This window comes from Pantoea sp. DY-15 (assembly GCF_019795935.1).
Classification (GTDB): Bacteria; Pseudomonadota; Gammaproteobacteria; order Enterobacterales; family Enterobacteriaceae; genus Pantoea; species Pantoea leporis.
In genome coordinates this window covers 185,613-202,490 of the sequence record NZ_JAIMIF010000004.1, presented here as the reverse complement: position 1 = coordinate 202,490, position 16,878 = coordinate 185,613, and the positions used below count along the sequence as shown (strand labels likewise).

The following is a 16,878-nucleotide window of genomic DNA, read 5'->3' as shown; positions in this document are numbered from 1 at the left end:
GCGAAGCGGTCGTGCTATTATCGCGGCCTATTCGCCACCGGAGCTCATTCATTCGCTATGGCTGCACGACTCTTTCGCCTTGCCGGCTTTTGCCTGGCGCTGGTTTTCTGCCTTTCGGCACAGGCCTCACTCTTCTCCCCGAACAACAACAGCCGCTTTGTGCCGGTTGATCAGGCGTTTGGCTTCGATTTCACTCAGCATGGCAATCAGCTGACGCTCAGCTGGAAAGTGAAGGATGGCTACTATCTCTATCGCCAGCAAATCCACGTCACGCCGCAAAAAGCGCAAATTGCTCCACTCACGCTGCCGCCGGGCCAGCCGCACGAAGATGAGTTCTACGGCAAAAGTGAAATCTATCCGCAGGATCTGCAACTGCCGATCACGCTGCGCCAGGCCGCTGCCGGCGCGACCGTCACCGTGACCTATCAGGGCTGTGCGGCTGCGGGCTTCTGTTATCCGCCGGAAACCCGCGCGGTGCCGCTGAGCGCGGTTGCCGCCAATCAGGCTGCGCCTGCGGTCAGTGCGCAGCCCGCCAATCACAGCACGCCGCTGCCGTTTTCACCGCTTTGGGCGCTGCTGATTGGTATTGGCGTCGCTTTCACGCCGTGTGTGCTGCCGATGTATCCACTGATCTCCAGCATCATTTTAGGAGGCCCGCGCCGCTATTCGATGGGGCGATTGTTCGCGCTGGCGATGGTGTATGTGCAAGGTATGGCGCTGACGTACACCGTGCTCGGCATGGTTGTGGCAGCGGCCGGATTACGCTTCCAGGCGGCGCTGCAACATCCTTACGTGCTGATTGGCTTATCGGCGCTGTTTATCGTGCTGGCGCTGTCGATGTTTGGCCTGTTCTCGCTGCAATTGCCTGCCAGCCTGCAAACGCGCCTCACGCTATGGAGTAATCGCCAGCAAGGTGGCTCGCTGCCGGGCGTATTTATGATGGGCGCACTGGCCGGATTAATCTGCTCGCCCTGCACCACCGCACCGCTCAGCGCCATTCTGCTGTACATCGCGCAGAGCGGTAATCTGTGGGCCGGAGCCGGCACGCTGTGGCTGTATGCCTTCGGCATGGGCCTGCCGCTAATTGCCGTGACGATGTTTGGCAACAAGCTGCTGCCAAAAAGTGGACCCTGGATGCAAACCGTCAAAGAGGGTTTTGGCTTTGTGATTCTGGCGCTGCCGGTATTCCTGCTGGAACGCGTGATTGGCGATCTGTGGGGCATCCGTCTGTGGAGCCTGCTCGGCGTGGCATTTTTTGCCTGGGCATTCAGCCTCAGCCTGCGCGCCAGCGGCAAATGGCGCGTGCTGCAAGTCATCATGCTTGCCGCCGCGCTGGTCAGTGCGCGCCCGCTACAGGATTGGGCGTTTGGCAGCAGCAACAGTGCGCAAGCCGTGGCGCATCTGCCGTTCCACACCATCAATAGCAGCGAGCAGCTCGACAGCGCGCTACAGCAGGCGCAAGGCCGCATCACCATGGTTGATCTCTACGCCGACTGGTGTGTGGCCTGCAAAGAGTTCGAAAAATACACCTTCAGCGATGAGGGCGTGCGTAACGCGCTAAGTCAGGTACAACTGCTGCAAGCCAATGTCACCGCCAATAACGCGCAGGACAACGCGCTGTTGCAGCATCTGCAGGTTTTAGGTTTGCCCACCATTCTGTTCTTCGATGCGCAAGGCAAAGAGATCCCCGATTCGCGCGTCACCGGCTTCCTCAACGCCGCCGATTTCCGCGCACATTTGCAGAATGTGTCACGTTAAACGACACTGTCAGCAGGACACTGCCCGTTCGTCCGCGAGCGGGCCCGCATTCCAGAGGAGAGTCACTTGCAACGTGAACAAATACTCGAGCATGCGTTGAATGTGCTCGAACAAAGCGGCCTGGCCGCCACCACTTCCCTAACTCAGCTGGCTGGCGCAACCGGTCTTGAAGCGGAACATCTGACGCGTTTCTGGCCCGATCGTGATGCCTTGCTGTATGACGCGCTGCGCTATCACGGCCAGCAGATTGACAGCTGGCGTCGTCAGGTGCAGCTCGATGAACACCTCAGCGCCGAACAAAAGCTGTTAGCCCGCTACGAAGTGCTGAGTGAACACGTCAGCAAAGGACGCTTTCCCGGCTGCCTGTTTATCGCCGCTTGCAGCTTCTATCCGCAACCCGATCAGCCAGTGCATCAGTTAGCCGAACAGCAAAAGCGCAGTTCCTGGCAATTTACCCATGAAATTCTGGTCGATTTAGCGCTGGATAATCCCGCCATGGTGGCCGATCAGCTGGAGCTGATTCTGGAAGGTTGCCTGAGCAAACTGCTGGTGAAACGCAACGTGCAGGATGTCGCGACTGCGCGCCGTCTGGCGGAAGATGTACTCGGCATCGCGCTGTGCCGCAAAAATGGTGCGCTGGCGTAGCCTTTTTATCCATCTTGTCTGAAAAGCAAGCAATCAATCACGATTGCACCGCTTTTTTGACGAAAGCCGTTGACGGCTGTAAGCCATTAGGGTTTAATGCGCCCCGTTGCCCGGATAGCTCAGTCGGTAGAGCAGGGGATTGAAAATCCCCGTGTCCGTGGTTCGATTCCGCGTCCGGGCACCAACATTCTGAAAACCCAGCTTATGGCTGGGTTTTTGCTTTTCTGCGTTTGCTGATTTCTGCACATACCTCCGCCCTTGTTATCTTTGAAAATAGCGCTTTGTTACTTCATGGTTTAATCCAAGGCTACAACTGAACGGATTCCATTTTTTCGCCATATGGCTCTTAGAGTAGTGCGAATTTTCGCATCTCAGCGCAGGTGTTACGCCATATATCACCACCGCTGGCAACTAGTCGCTGGCAGCTTATCCTAGATTAATTCACATCTTGCTGTATTACCCTTCTCGTTAATTATGTCCCCCCTCCTTCACTATTGAGATTGAGACTGGTCTCACCTAGCTTTTCCTGCCACTTACGTGAAAATCCCCCCCTCACCGCCCTGGCACCGTAGTACCGGATCAAATTCCCTGTACCGCGTCCTGTTTTCCCGCACCTTTCAAGTTTTTGCGGACGGTGAAAAAAACCCCTTTCCACATCCGCGCTAAAAGGCGTAATTCACGAGAAGACTTATGGACCACATTACCTGCCGTTCAGCCACGCGCGCTGAAGGCCCCTCGCGCTGGACCCGGCGTTTCGTCTTTGCACAGATTGCCGTTCAGGTGGGCATGGCGCTCACCCCCTTCTGGGCCCTCACCGTCGAAGCTGCAACTCGCTCCGATGAAGACGCAGCGCTCAGCACCACCGCCCAGCAGGCCAGCAGCCTCGCCCAGGCACAGCAGTCAAGCAGCCTCGGTGGCTACCTCAGCCAGCAGGCGACCAGCGCCGCGGCTGGCCAGGCTCAGCAGTGGCTGGAGCAGTTCGGCACCGCCCGCGTCGAGTTCGGCGTCGATGAACATTTTAAACCGCAGACCGGCTCGCTCGACCTGCTGCTGCCCCTCAGCCAGTCTCCTGAGCGCCTGTTCTTCACCCAGCAGGGCCTGCGCAACAAAGACGGGCAGATCACCGGTAACCTCGGCCTCGGCCAGCGCCACTTCACCGATCGCTGGATGTTCGGCTATAACGCTTTCTACGATCAGAACTTCAGCCGCGGCCACAAACGTATGGGCGTTGGTGCCGAAGCGTGGCGCGACTACCTGAAGCTCTCCGGCAACGGTTATTATGGCCTCTCTGACTGGCGCGATTCGGGCGACGTGGAGGATTACGACGCTCGCCCAGCCCACGGTTTTGACCTGCGTGCCGAGAGCTGGCTGCCAGCCTATCCGGCCATCGGCGGTCGCTTTATGTATGAAAAATATTACGGTAACGAAGTGGCACTGTTCAGTAAGGATAAGCGCCAGAGCAACCCGGCCGCCTTCACCGCCGGCCTGAGCTACACCCCGGTGCCGCTGGTTTCCCTCACCCTTGACCACAAAAAAGGGGGCAGCCAGAGCGAATCCCAGATTGGTCTGCAGCTCAACTACCAGCTCGGTCAGCCCCTCGCCGCCCAGCTTGACCCGAACGCTGTTAAACTCGGCCGCACCCTCGCGGCCAATCGCATGGCCCTCGTTGAGCGCAACAACAATATCGTGCTGGAATACCGCAAGCAGGAAGTTATTCAGCTCGGTCTGCCCGCAGAGATCAGCGGACGCAGCGGCAAAACGGTGGAGCTGAACTATAAGGTCATCAGCAAACATGGGCTGGCCGCTATCATCTGGAACGATGCCGAACTGCTCGCCGCCGGCGGACGCATCAACGACCTCGGCAACAACCAGTACCAGATCGTGCTGCCGCGCTTCGTGGCGGGCGGCAAAAACAGCTACACCCTGAGTGGCGTGGCGGTGGATACGCGTAAAAACCGCTCGAAGGTCTCCTCGACCCTCATCAATGTCGACTCCCCGGCAGTCAGTACCGATGCCAGCACCATCAGCGCTTCGCCGGATGTTCTTCTCGCCGACGGCAAATCTACCTCGCAGGTCAGCATCGTGCTGCGCGACGAGAGCGGCCAGCCGATCACCGACCTTGCTTCAGCTATCCAGCTTACCGCCACCACGGCAGACACCGCAGTGAAAAGCAAGGCCCGCGCAAATGTCGCGGCCGCACCGGCACAGCCGCCGGTCCTGAGCGCCGTCACGGAAAAAGGCAACGGCGAGTATCAGGCCACGCTGACGGCCGGAACGCGCGTGGCGAACATCACGCTCAGCGCCAGCATTGATGCGCAGCAGATTAATACTCTGACGATTAAGCAAATCAGCGACGCCGCCAGCGCCGTGGTCGCCGACGGCGATCTGCGTATGCTGCTCGACAGCATGGTAGCTAACGGCAACGCGTCCGCACGCGCTCAGGCTCGCGTCACCGACGCCACTGGCAACCCGGTCGCGGGCGTAACCGTCACCTTTGCACTCAGCGGCAGCGCGCAGGTCGCGGCCGGCAGCGCCCTGACCGCCGTGAGCGATGAAAACGGCTACGTCGCCGTGGCCTTCACTGACACCGTCGCCGAAGCGATCACCGTCACTGCCACAACCGCCAACGGCGGCAGTGCGAAGGTCGAGGCAAACTTCATCGCTGACGCGGCCACCGCCACGTTGGACAAAGGCAGCCTGACCGCCGATCGTACCACCGCTGTCGCCGACGGCGGCGACAAAGTGACCTTCAACGCGCTCATCAAAGACGCCAACGGCAACGCCGTATCCGGCGTGAAGCTGAACTGGCACAGTAACGGCGGTACACTGAGCGCAGCCAGCAGCCAGAGCGGCAAAGACGGCATCGCCGCCATAACCCTGAGCGATACCGTTGCGCATGAAGTGCAGGTGCAGGCTCAGCTCGGCACGCAGGCGGCGCTGGACGCGCCCAAGGTCAACTTTACCGCCGATGTTTCCAGCGCGGGAATCGACTCGCGTGACTTTATCGCCGATAAAACCCACGCCGTCGCCGATGGCAGCGACACCGTCACCTATACCTTAACGGTGAAAGATAAGAACGGTAACTTGCTGGCCGGGCAGAGCGTGAACTGGCAAGCGACGCTCGGTACGCTGAGCGGCGTGACGAGTATCACTGGCGCGGACGGCAAAGCGCAGGTCAAACTGACTTCCACCCAGATGGGTCAGGCTGGCGTCACGGCAACCCTGCCGAATAAGCCAGCCGTCAGCGCTGTGGCGGTGACCTTCGCCGCTGACGCCAGCAGCGCACGCATCGACAGCGGCAGCCTCACCGTCGACAAAACCAGCATCACCGCCGGTACCACCGATGCAGCGACCTTCCGCGCCGTAGTAAAAGACGCCAACGACAACCCGGTGGCGAACCTGCCGGTCAACTGGGCGACCAACAGCGGTACGCTGAGCGGCATCATCTCCACCACCAATGCCGCCGGTGAAGCCACCATCACGCTCACCGCCACCCAGGCCGGATCGGTGCAGGTAACCGCCCGAGTGAACAGCAGTGCGCCAGTGAACGCACCGCCGGTGACGGTCATGGCAGATGTGTCGGGTGCGCAAATTGGCAGCGGTGATATCACCGCAGATAAGGCCAGCGCTATTGCTAACAGCGGTGAGAAGATCACATACAGCGCCACCGTGAAGGATGCCTACGGCAACCTGTTGCAGAATGTGCAAGTTAACTGGACCACCGACCGTGGTGATCTAGTAAAAACCACCAGCATGACCAATGCATCAGGCATCGCCAGGGCAGAGCTGAGCTCGAAGGTACTGAGCAGCGCCATCGTCAGCGCGCAGCCCGGCAGCGGCAGCGCCGTTGCAGCCAACACGGTAGAGTTTATTGCCGACGTCAGCAGCGCGGCATTGGCCGCCGGTGATCTGACCGTGGATACAGTACAGCTCCTGGCCGATGACAGCACACCAGCGAACTATACCGCAATGGTGAAAGATCAGTACGGTAACGTGGTGAAAGGCGTCAGCATCCGTTGGGGCGCTAATTTTGGTAAGTTAGCGGTAACGAACTCGATAACCGATCAGGACGGCAAAGCCACTGCTGCATTAAGAAGTAACGCGGCGGGCAAAGCGGTTGTCACCGCGACGTTAAATGGCACGACCGTTAATGCGTCAGAGGTTGAGTTTGTTCTGGATACCGTAGCGGCCACCATCACCGTCATGAACTCATCCAAGGACACTGTTTATGGCTTTGGCACCCAAAACCCAATTATTACCGTCGAGGTATACAACCCGGCAAATCAGCCTATCCCGAATTATAAAGTGAACTGGTCGACGACTCTCGGCACCATTGGCGGTGAATCCATCACAAACGATAAAGGTAAAGCCACCATTACTCTGAACAGCCTGCTTGAGAATCAGGATGGCGGAATTGCAACGATTGAGGCTACCCTGCCTAATGGCAACAAAAAAACGTTAATACAGAGAATTTACCCTGTGTATAAAGTGGGTAACAGCCAATATGTTAGCCAATCGATTGGAGGAAATACCACCAGGGCAGATGCAAGCGCCCAGTGTGCGAGTATCGGGGCCAAGCTGGCAGGTTCAGCGCAATTAGCCGAGTTTGCCAGCGCAGGTGGCGACTTTGCTGAGGCTAGGATGCTTATGCCAAACGGGCGTTTTTCATACTTGTGGCATCATTTAAGTAGCAGTTGGGATGGGGCTAAAGGCAACTTCGATTCTACATCTGGAACGGTTGGTGATAAAGCTGATAAAAATACCGGCATTGACGCAGTTTTTGTATGTTACAATTGACCTGATCTAACCGGGTTACTCGCGGGTCGGCAGCAATGCCGACCCGTTTTTTTTGCATCAAACCTGGTCATGACTGAACCAACCGCACACTTTCGCCATAAAGATCGTCAGCCTGATAGGGAAATGCGCGGCAGGTCACGCGCTAGCGCCTGACGCAATGTTAGTAGGATGTTACTTTGAGTGCCGGATAACAGCGCTCACCGGCCTTTTACTCGTTCCCATCATCGCCAACTCGAATGAGTGAATCACACCCTATTTGCCTGATATCCGGTATGCGTTCTATTGGAGAAAGAGTTGATGAATCTTCGTCGCCTAAAGTACTTTGTTAAAATTGTTGATGTCGGCAGCCTGACTCAGGCCGCCGATATTTTGCATATTGCCCAACCCGCACTGAGCCAGCAGTTGGCTACGCTGGAAGGGGAAATGAATCAGCAACTGCTCATTCGTACCAAGCGCGGCGTGACGCCAACCGAAGCCGGTAAAACGCTCTATTCACACGCGCAGGCGATTTTGCGCCAGTGCGAGCAGGCACAGAGCGCCATTGAGCTAATGGGTACTTCACTCAGCGGCAGCGTCTCGGTTGGCTTAGCGCCGGGCAGCGCGGCGCAAAATCTTGCTTTGCCGCTGATGATGGAAGTGCAGCAGCAGCATCCCGGCATTGTGCTCTCCTTCAATGAACACTTCGGCACCACGTTGACCGAACTGATCGTCAATGGCCGCATGGATATGGCGGTGATTTACAAACACCCCCCCCTTCACGGCCTGCGCTTTATGCCGCTGATGAAAGAGGATCTCTACTTCGTCTGCCCGCTCAGCCTCGCGCAACCGCGGAAAGAGATCCCGCTGACGCAGGTGGCGCAATACGATCTGTTCCTGCCGCGCGTCTACAACATCATGCGCAAAGTGCTCGATGATGCCTTCGTACACAACAATCTGCAGTACCGCGTGAAATGCGAGATCGAGTCGCAAACCACGCTGAATGCCGCACTGAGCGCCGGGCTCGGTACCACCATCATGCCGGAATCCGCTGGGCGCGCGATGCTGAAAAGCGGCGAGGCATGGATGGCGAAGATCGTCGATCCGGATGTGCAGGTGTCGCTGTCGTTCTGCATGTCGGATCACCTGCCGCTGTCGCAACCGGCCGAAGCGGTGAAATCGATCCTGCTATCGCTGATGTCGCGCCGCAACGTTGAGAATCATCCTCTGACGTTGGTGGGATAAATCCCGCTTATTGCCGCAAAGCGAAACCCTCTTACTGCCCGTATTGCAAACGCACTTGATTACGATTTTGCCCGCTCCGGCGGGCGTGTTTCGCTTTGACGGGAATTCCATGGATAAAACCGCAACAGAGCTTCAACCTGTTCCCGCATGTTTCGGTGGCCGAGAACATCATGATGTCGTCACAGATTCTGGAGAAATCAAAGCCGGAACATTTTCCACCCAGCCGCAGCACCCGCGCGTGCAGCGCTTTTTAAGCGATTTGCGATCGCACTGAGGAGCTTTTTTTCGGTATCGCTATTTTTTAATTAAAGTTTGGCACTATTTTGTCGTTTTAAATTATGCCAACACCAGGAGAATACCGATGAAAACAGCATTCGTATTATTTTCTGGCTTGCTGTTTGCCCAAGCCGTTCTGGCAGAAGGCGGCACCGTTTCTTTTACCGGTGCGATAGTTGAGCCTGCTTGTACGACGATGACCAATAGCCAGCATGCCGCAGTGCAATGCAGTCAGCATGGCGTCGATAAAGTGCGTCAGATTAGATTCAATAAGCAACAGCAGACGCTACCGTTTCAACTCGGCGATGTCAGCGTGCAATCATCGGGTAATATTAAAGCGGTTCAAGTGATTTATCGTTGAGTCATAACGCATAATCTTCCCCCGCAAGGGGGGAAGATTATTTATTGATATGTCAGAGTGAAAGTGGCTGAGCTGTTAGCTGTCCCAGGAGTAATCGTTGACGTCGTTTGATAATAACGTGCCTTAAGCGGAATGTTATAACTTCCCGCACTGGCCGACGTCCCCGCAAAAATCGTAGCCCCCAGCTGTAAAGGTGCATTGTTAAACAGCAACTGTACACCCACTCCCATCGCCGTATTGGCGCCAGATGTCAGGTTTAATACGCCTTGAGCGGCATTTTGCGCATTACCTTCAATCCTCACGTTAATACGGGTTCCCGCATTACAGTTAAGCGGAATAGTAAAATCGCGCGTAAAACTGGCATCAGGTGTACTGCCTGTTCCACTGAATGCACGCTTATTTACGCTGCCCATATTCACGGCGATGGCAGTATTGCTTACTGAACAAGCCAGCGTTGTGACACTAAAACCGTTCATAAGAATAGTCGATTCCGGTGTATGCCAGAGCGCCTGATCGTTGCGCAAAATAAACTGTCCTGCTTGCTGCGCGGTCACCATCCCCGATCCGGTTGGTCCCGTTTTATAGAACTGTAGCAACGCTTGCTCGCGCAAAGGTTGTCCCCCCAGTAACCCATTGGTCGAACAAAGCAGCCTATTGTTCGCATTGCCATCTCCCGTGTTGGTTCCATCAACCCAGCCACTGAAGTTACTACAGTTGTTCACTGTGATGGCACCGATAGCAAAACCAATTCCCGCAATATTGGTACTGTAAATTCGTCTGCCACCAATGGTCGTGACATAGTTACCGGAGCCTTTCACGCCCACACTTTGGTAAGTTAATGACGGTGCCGTGTTGTTAGCACAGTTAAACGTGTTCACCGCAGCCGAGGTAATCTGGCTGCCAATTAACGATCCCACCGGCAAATCGCGTTGAATCACTATCGCAGGTGGAGAAACTGTCGTCGCTGCTGTGGTGGTAGTACAGGTATAAGCCTGCGCAAAATTAGCGTAAAAACCAATAAAAAAGATGCCAGGTAATAAAAGAAATAAACGCATTAACGCTTCCTTTAGCGGCATTGAGCCGTCACTGAATTTACACCGACTGTAGCCTTCTCTAATGTGAATGGAGCCTGACATTCGCCGCCCTTCCAGTTCACTTTTATTACACCTGTCGCAGGCGCTCCGCTGAGATAAACCCGCTGTCTGTCATCAACAATGCCTTGAGAAATCGCCTCGCCGTTGATGACCTCAGCCCGCGCACCAAAGGGCACCTCGCGTCCACGTAAGGAGACAAATATTTTTGATCCCGACACGGTTGGATAGTGCGCTAATGCTAATGCACTCTGCGTAGGCACGATCGTCTGGCTATCACTCAACAGATCAACGTTATCACCCAGTGAATTTGCATCTAGCGAAAGCGACGTACGGCGATAAGGTGTCACGTTCGGTACAACGGCATATCCTCTGCTATCAGTCAGCACACCGGTTTGGTTGAGCACGCGAACCTCACCCGCGTCTTCTGCACGGACTAACGCCATCGTGTCACCCAGCGATTGGCTCAAGGTCACACCATAGGGATGCACCACAATGCCGCCTGTCGCGCCATAATTCAGCTGTCGAGAATTACGCGTGTAGTTGTAGCCAGCCTGATACTCACCAAAGCGCGCTTTATAGTTCACTGACGCATTGCCATTTGCGCCACCCCCCTGATTGGTATAGCCCTGCTGCACGCTATAGCTCAGGTTATTATCTGCCAAGGCGGTACCTGACAAACCCAACGCGCTGGTAGTTTTGTCGTGATTGTCGGTACTGGCAGAGAAATTAAGCCAGCTTTTTGGCACAAACCTTTCAAAGGGAATCTGCACCGCCAAAGAAAATACTTGGTCGGCGCTGGTGTAGAACGGTGTCTGTGAATAGCTGTAGTTCAAGGAGTAATTGATCGCGTTAAAGCTGGTGTTATAACCCACCGTCAAACTGCGCTCTTTCTCTGATACGCCCCAATATTGTTGCTGATACGCGGAGAGAAAAAGGCTGCCATAATCGCCCAACGATTGATTAACATTGAGCTGGGATTTACTGCGTTTGTTATGGCTGTAACGCCAGCTTTGCCAATCGCGTCGAGCTTGCTCAACTTCATCCCGATTATTGGGATCTCCACGAAAACCCGGCGGCAGCGTATTGGCGTAATAACCATTAGCTTCATTGAAGTCGTAATATCCGGATGTGGAGTAGCGGTAACCTGCCAGAGTAAAAGTGGTGCCGCTCATGGCGACATCTTTTGCATACTGGAAACGAAAAGAGCCTCCCCGATAGGTCTCCTCCATCACACGGGTATTAGCGAAGGTGCCATCCAGCGAGATGGAACCCAATGTGCCGAGACCTTTTCCCATCCCAATCGATGCAGACGTATAGTCACCCGATAAAATAGAGCCGCCATAAATGGTTGAACTATATGGTAAACCATAAATTCCCGTGCCTTGTAAAAAGCCTGGTTTTTTTGCCGAGCCACCCGTTGAACGATATTGACCGGCAGTAAAAGCATATTTGAAACGCCCTTCACGCTGCATGATAGGCACCGCTGAAAAAGGCTGAACGAACTGCCGGATACTGCCATTCGCTTCTTTAATTACCACCTCGAGATCACCGCTGGCGGAGGTGGGATAAAGATCGTTTATGGAGAAGGGTCCGGGTGGCACATAGGATTGCCAAATGATGTTACCGTCCTGACGAATGGTAACTTGCGCATTGCTCTGCGCAATACCACGTACAACTGGTGCGAATCCTCGTAGGCTTTCGGGCTGCATGTTGTCATCTGAGTAGAGTTGGGCTCCGCTAAAGGCGAAGCTATCAAACACCTCTGATGGCGTGTAGCTCTCTCCCAGCACAAGCTGGCTTTTCCAGGGCTTGATATCACGCTGTACATAGGTGTTGATGCTGTTCCACTTATCTCCCCCCTTACTGTGGCTATAGGTGGTGTAATTGCGTAGGCGCCAGGCACCAAGATTGAGGCCGCTACGTAGGTTGAGATAGGTATTGTTAGTACTGCCTTGCCCATAGTCGCTCCAGTTGTTAGCACCTGAATAGCCATAACTTAAAAAGAGCGCGTTAACACCGTCATCCCACTCCTCCGGGGCCACATACCCCTGAGCATTTTGGCGAACATACTCCTGCGGAATAGAGACATTCAAGCGCTGCTGGCTTAAATCGAAACTTGTCCGAGCCTGCGGAATGGCACTGGCGATATTGGTTATCGTCTGGGCTGGCGCGATTTTCATAAAATCTGTCGTGGCATTATCTTTAACACCCCAACGCACAAAATCGGCTTTCATTAATTGGGGCTGCAGACCATTTGCCCCGGGTTCAAAACGAATGTTTTTGGTGCCGACAAAATTTTCGTTCAGGTATACGTCCGCGTTGTATACCCCTGCTGCCTGCCCGCCATTGTGGTTAAAACTGGAAAGATCAAGATTGGAACGTTGGCCACCGGGCTGTTCCACCGTGTCAGGGTCAAAGTAATCCTCTGCGGCCACATCACTGATTGGCATCGCGGCCAGTATTACCATGCTAAGTAAGGAGCGCTGAAAAGCAGGACTCAGCGTTAAAGGTCTATTTTGTCCAGTCGTCATGGTCTTCTCCTTCAATCGGTGACCACTTTTAATTTTTGTTCTGCGGTAATGCCGCCAAAATCGTTAATCGCACGCCAGGTAACCTGGCTGCCCACTTGCACCTTCTGGCCCAGTACTACTTCTTGCGAAGGAAGTACCATTGGCGGTTTGGTCATGTTGGAACCGTTTACGGTTAGGTCGTAGAGCGAAACGCTGTACGGTGTAGGATTGAACACCGCAAGCTTGCCATCACGCTGGCGGAATTTGAGTTGGGTAAATGCCAGTGCCGGGTCGCCGGTTAACTCTGCGGGCCGGTAAAATAGCTTCATCTTATTTTTTATGGTGATGACCAGATCATTACTGGCTTGGCGATTGGCGGTAGGAATGATCTTGATATTCAACCAGTAAACTGATTCCTGATCGGTGGCCAATGAATTACCGCTGTAGACGACGCGCACAGAATTCTGGCTGTTAGGCTCAAGGCGAAATAGAGGGGGCGTGGTGATAAAGGTGTCATCAGCGTTATCACTCTCTTCCTGATTGCTAACCCAGGATTGAATCAAATAGGGACGATCGTCTGGATTCGTCACACTGATTGTGGCCAGCTTGTTTTTGCCGTCATACACCAGGCGTGTACCGCCAATTTGCACCCCCGCCAGAGCCATGGGTGACAGGCACAAAAGTGCCAAGGCCAGAGGCCAAAGAGCTTTCTTAGACATTCATCTCTCTCCGTGACGAAAGAAAGAGCCGCAAAGCGCGGCTCTGAGACTACTTAGTTGTAAGCAATGGTGAAGGTCGCCGTGGAGTTTGCTGTACCCGCAGTCACTGGCGTGGCTGTAGCGTAATATTTCGCTATGTAAGTCAGTACATTAGGGCCGGTTGCCGTGATTGGACGATCGGCCGATTTGCTGGCGATAGGGATGAGAGTAGAACTGTCTTGCTCATAGAGCGCGACACCCACATTGGTAGCGGTTTGCCCTGAGTTCAGAGCGAGGATTTGGTTATTTGCCGCAGACGTAACGCCATCGAAACGCACGTTTGCCGACGTGACTGCAGCAGGACAACTGGTCAGATTAATGTTGAAGCGAGTCGGCGCGGCGGTGACGCCTGCGCCGGTGAAGGTTTTACTTGAAACGGTTCCCAGATTCACTGTTTGGTTAGAAGATCCGGCATCTACCGTGCAAGCATTATCGGTAATTGTACCCGTGAAGTTAATCGTGCCATCAGCAGCAGTTGTTGTACCAATAAATCCAAGAGACGCCGTAATTGCAACCAGTACCGCGAACTTACTTTTCATGATTAAGCCTCAAAAATCGTCATAAAAATGTTTCTGCTAGTGCCATGAAAATTCATATTCACAGCAGAAAAAACATTAGCCGAAGTGATACAGCCTCCCCTCGACCGTTTTAAGTAAATGACAATTTTTAACCTAATGAAAGTTTTTTTGATTATTCGTGCTTAATTTGAAATATAACCCTAAAAAATTTAACACAACCGACAATTCACAGATCTTTGATCTTTTTTAAGGTTATTTATTAGAATAAAAAACTTAACATTTGCTATTTGTCGATCTAAAGATCTAAAAAATCACATAAGACAGTATTTTGTTCGATCAAGACAAGGTCCGGCATCATCAGGACCTGTCTGTATTTACAAGCGATAAAGCTAAAAAGAGTAATTGGATTTTACGTTATCAAAATAAATTTGGTTTTTATTTGTACAGTTCTTATAACGAACACTTAACTGTTTCAGAAATAAAACTGTTATATTACGCTGCGTTAATTGAACGTTTAGTGATTATTTAGTTTGGTGGGATAAATTCGCGCTCTAAATAAAGAGCGCGAAAAGGGGTTAAAAATCACTCATAAACTCGAGTGAACTCTCTTTTAAAGTGGTAGTGAAATCTGCAGTCGAGAGGGGCGTAAAGTGACAGGGGGAAGATTGAGTAAATAACGCTTTCTTGCTCCGCACAATAGCAAGGCCCATTCAATACGCTATCCATGTGGCTCCAGCATCTGCAGACTTCACGCACTGCTCTACCCAACGCACGCCCATCAAACCGGCATGCGCGTCCGGATACCAGAAGTCCTTGAGGAACGCCTGATCGTCACGATCGGTGGCATCCATTGCCAGCGCAAAACGGCGATAAAGATTGGACCAGGCTTCAAACAATCCTTCCGGATGCCCGCCGCCAATACGATCGTCCGCCAGCGCACTCTGATGCAGATACCCCATGCCGCGCTCGAGAATCTTCACCGGCTCGCCCTGCACTTCATAGCGCAGCTGATTTGGCTGCTCATCCCACCACTCCAGACTGGCTTTCTCGCCGATCACCCGCACCTTCTGGCCGTGCATCGAACCGCAGTTCACCGCCGATGCCCACATGGTGCCTACCGCACCGTTGTCGTACTCCATCATCACGAAGGCGTTATCCTCCAGCGGCGCACGGGTTTTGACAAAGCTCTGGCGGCTGCACAGCAGGCGCTTGACCTGCAGATGCGGCACCATGGTTTCGGCAATGAACAGCGGATGTGTCGCCAAATCGCCCAGCACATAGCTCGGCCCGACGAAGCGCGGATCGACGCGCCACTTGGTGCTTTCGTTCTGCAATTCAACCGCTTCGTTATGGAAGCCGTGCGCGAACTGCATGTTGATGATGCGGATCTCACCCAGCAAACCTGCGGCGATCATCTCGCGCGCTTGATGAATCAGCTGATGCCCGGCGTAGCCGTAGGTCACGCCGATGATTTTTTTCTTCTCCGCACACAGCTGTTCCAGCTCATCGGCTTCTGCCGCGGTAAAGCACAGCGGCTTCTCGCACACCACATGCAAACCCGCATTGAGCGCGGCGCGGCAGATGGTGAAGTGCGTGTTATTTGGCGTGGCGATCGACACCGCTTCGATGCCGTCAGCGCGCGCCGCTTCTGCCGCAAACATCGTTTCGTAATCTGCGTAGCAGCGATCGGCATCGATACCCAGCGACGTGCCAAAAGCGCGGCCGCGTTCGGCGTTGATATCGAATGCGCCCGCCAGCAGCGTGAAGTTGTTATCACGCGTGGCCGCCGAACGGTGAATGTAACCAATCTGGCTGGTGCCGCCGCCGCCGACCATGCCCCAGCGCAGCGAGCGATCGAGAGCTTTAATACCGTTGATCATACTGTTCTCCTCAGAATCCGACCGATTGCAAATAGTGCAGGCTGGCGGTGACGTCACGCAGGCTGGTGTCGGCATCGCGCGGATCGCGCTCCTGCTCGACGGTGATCCAGCCCTGATAATTGCGCTCCGCCAGGAAGGCGCGCACCGCTGAATAATCAATTGCCCCTTTGCCAATCGGGCACATCACGCCTTCTGCGCAGGCGGCAAAGAAATCGACGCCGCGCGCAATCACGTCGCGCCATACCGCATCGTTAACGTCTTTGAAGTGCAGATAATCGATGCGATCCCAGTAGCGGCTGAGGTAAGGAATTGGATCCATGCCGGAGTAGTACAGATGGCCGGTGTCGAGGCACAAACCAGCGACTTCATGCGGAATGTCTTCCACCAGCTGTTGCAACTCGTCGGCAAACTCAATGCAGCCGCCGGCATGCGGATGGATCACCGCACGCACGCCGTATTCGTTCCAGGCAATCTGGCTCAGCGTGGTGATGTGCTGCATCATGCGCTGCCACGCTTCAGCTGACAGGCGCGGCGCCTTGGCGGATTGACCGGCGTATTTGGCGCGTTCTGGATTACCGAAGTCGATAATCACCAGATAAGGTGCGGGTTTGTTGTCCGCATGGGTTTTGGTCGCGGTCGGTACCAGAGACAGGTTGCGACAGATGTTGTGCGTCAGCTCAACCATCGCCGGGAAATTAGCTTCACTCACCAAATCATCAAAAATGGTGCCCGCCACCAGCGACAAATCGTGCGCTTCAAGCTGCTGACGCAGTTCGGCAGGCTCAACCGGCAGATAGCTCCATGGGCCCAGCTCAATGCTTTTATAACCGGCCTGCGACGCTTCACTCAGGACTTTCTGCCACGGCGGCAGGAAGGGATTTTTCGGGTCATCAACGCCCCAGCTACAGGGCGCGTTAGCAATATGGATAGTCATGATCGTTCCTTGCGGTAGTGGATGCCGCAAGTATCAAATAAATATTTCATAACCAACAACCATGAAACATTCATTTTTTGATAGCGATCATAGTATTTCGCATCATTAAAATGATAGAAAATATAT

At 54.2% G+C, this 16,878-nt stretch carries 12 protein-coding genes and 1 tRNA gene; 7 read left to right on the top strand and 6 right to left on the bottom strand.

Annotation, left to right across the window (positions count from 1 at the left end; translation table 11 throughout):
* Nucleotides 1-57 precede the first annotated feature (57 nt).
* The 7 genes from K5Y32_RS16060 to K5Y32_RS16030 all read left to right on the top strand — a co-directional run bounded on the left by K5Y32_RS16060 (nt 58) and on the right by K5Y32_RS16030 (nt 9,058).
* Nucleotides 58-1,758: a protein-disulfide reductase DsbD gene (locus K5Y32_RS16060; protein WP_222185094.1), complete on the top strand. Its 1,701-nt coding sequence runs from the start codon at nt 58-60 to the stop codon at nt 1,756-1,758.
* A 66-nt stretch (nt 1,759-1,824) separates the two neighbouring features.
* Complete coding sequence (locus K5Y32_RS16055) at nt 1,825-2,403, top strand: transcriptional regulator (RefSeq protein ID WP_222185092.1); 579 nt, start codon at nt 1,825-1,827, stop codon at nt 2,401-2,403.
* Between the two features lie 108 nt (nt 2,404-2,511).
* A tRNA-Phe gene (locus K5Y32_RS16050) sits at nt 2,512-2,587 on the top strand.
* A gap of 506 nt (nt 2,588-3,093) precedes the next feature.
* Nucleotides 3,094-7,200 (top strand): Ig-like domain-containing protein, encoded by a 4,107-nt coding sequence (locus K5Y32_RS16045; RefSeq protein WP_222185090.1) that lies wholly within the window; start codon nt 3,094-3,096, stop codon nt 7,198-7,200.
* Nucleotides 7,201-7,497: 297 nt separating this feature from the next.
* Nucleotides 7,498-8,421 (top strand): nitrogen assimilation transcriptional regulator NAC, encoded by a 924-nt coding sequence (nac, locus tag K5Y32_RS16040; protein ID WP_222185088.1) that lies wholly within the window; start codon nt 7,498-7,500, stop codon nt 8,419-8,421.
* Between the two features lie 109 nt (nt 8,422-8,530).
* Nucleotides 8,531-8,695 carry a hypothetical protein gene (locus K5Y32_RS16035; RefSeq protein ID WP_222185086.1) on the top strand — a complete coding sequence of 55 codons (165 nt, stop codon included), beginning with the start codon at nt 8,531-8,533 and terminating at the stop codon, nt 8,693-8,695.
* A gap of 87 nt (nt 8,696-8,782) precedes the next feature.
* The gene (locus K5Y32_RS16030) at nt 8,783-9,058 is read left to right on the top strand and encodes a hypothetical protein (RefSeq protein WP_222185084.1); all 276 of its coding nucleotides are present in this window, start codon (nt 8,783-8,785) and stop codon (nt 9,056-9,058) included.
* 41 nt (nt 9,059-9,099) lie between these two features.
* Here K5Y32_RS16030 and K5Y32_RS16025 read toward each other — a convergent pair whose 3' ends face one another.
* The 6 genes from K5Y32_RS16025 to K5Y32_RS16000 form a co-directional block, all read right to left on the bottom strand.
* Nucleotides 9,100-10,113 (bottom strand): fimbrial protein, encoded by a 1,014-nt coding sequence (locus K5Y32_RS16025; protein WP_222185082.1) that lies wholly within the window; start codon nt 10,111-10,113, stop codon nt 9,100-9,102.
* An 11-nt stretch (nt 10,114-10,124) separates the two neighbouring features.
* Nucleotides 10,125-12,683, bottom strand: a complete 2,559-nt coding sequence (locus K5Y32_RS16020) for a fimbria/pilus outer membrane usher protein (protein WP_222185080.1) — start codon at nt 12,681-12,683, stop codon at nt 10,125-10,127.
* 11 nt (nt 12,684-12,694) lie between these two features.
* A complete protein-coding gene (locus K5Y32_RS16015; protein WP_222185078.1) occupies nt 12,695-13,381 on the bottom strand; it encodes a molecular chaperone in 687 nt (228 codons plus the stop codon).
* 53 nt (nt 13,382-13,434) lie between these two features.
* On the bottom strand, nt 13,435-13,959 hold the full coding sequence (locus K5Y32_RS16010; protein WP_222185076.1) for a fimbrial protein: 525 nt from the start codon (nt 13,957-13,959) through the stop codon (nt 13,435-13,437).
* A 689-nt stretch (nt 13,960-14,648) separates the two neighbouring features.
* The gene (locus K5Y32_RS16005) at nt 14,649-15,818 is read right to left on the bottom strand and encodes a Gfo/Idh/MocA family protein (RefSeq protein WP_222185075.1); all 1,170 of its coding nucleotides are present in this window, start codon (nt 15,816-15,818) and stop codon (nt 14,649-14,651) included.
* Between the two features lie 10 nt (nt 15,819-15,828).
* Complete coding sequence (locus K5Y32_RS16000) at nt 15,829-16,752, bottom strand: TIM barrel protein (RefSeq protein WP_222185073.1); 924 nt, start codon at nt 16,750-16,752, stop codon at nt 15,829-15,831.
* Between the last annotated feature and the right edge of the window lie 126 nt (nt 16,753-16,878).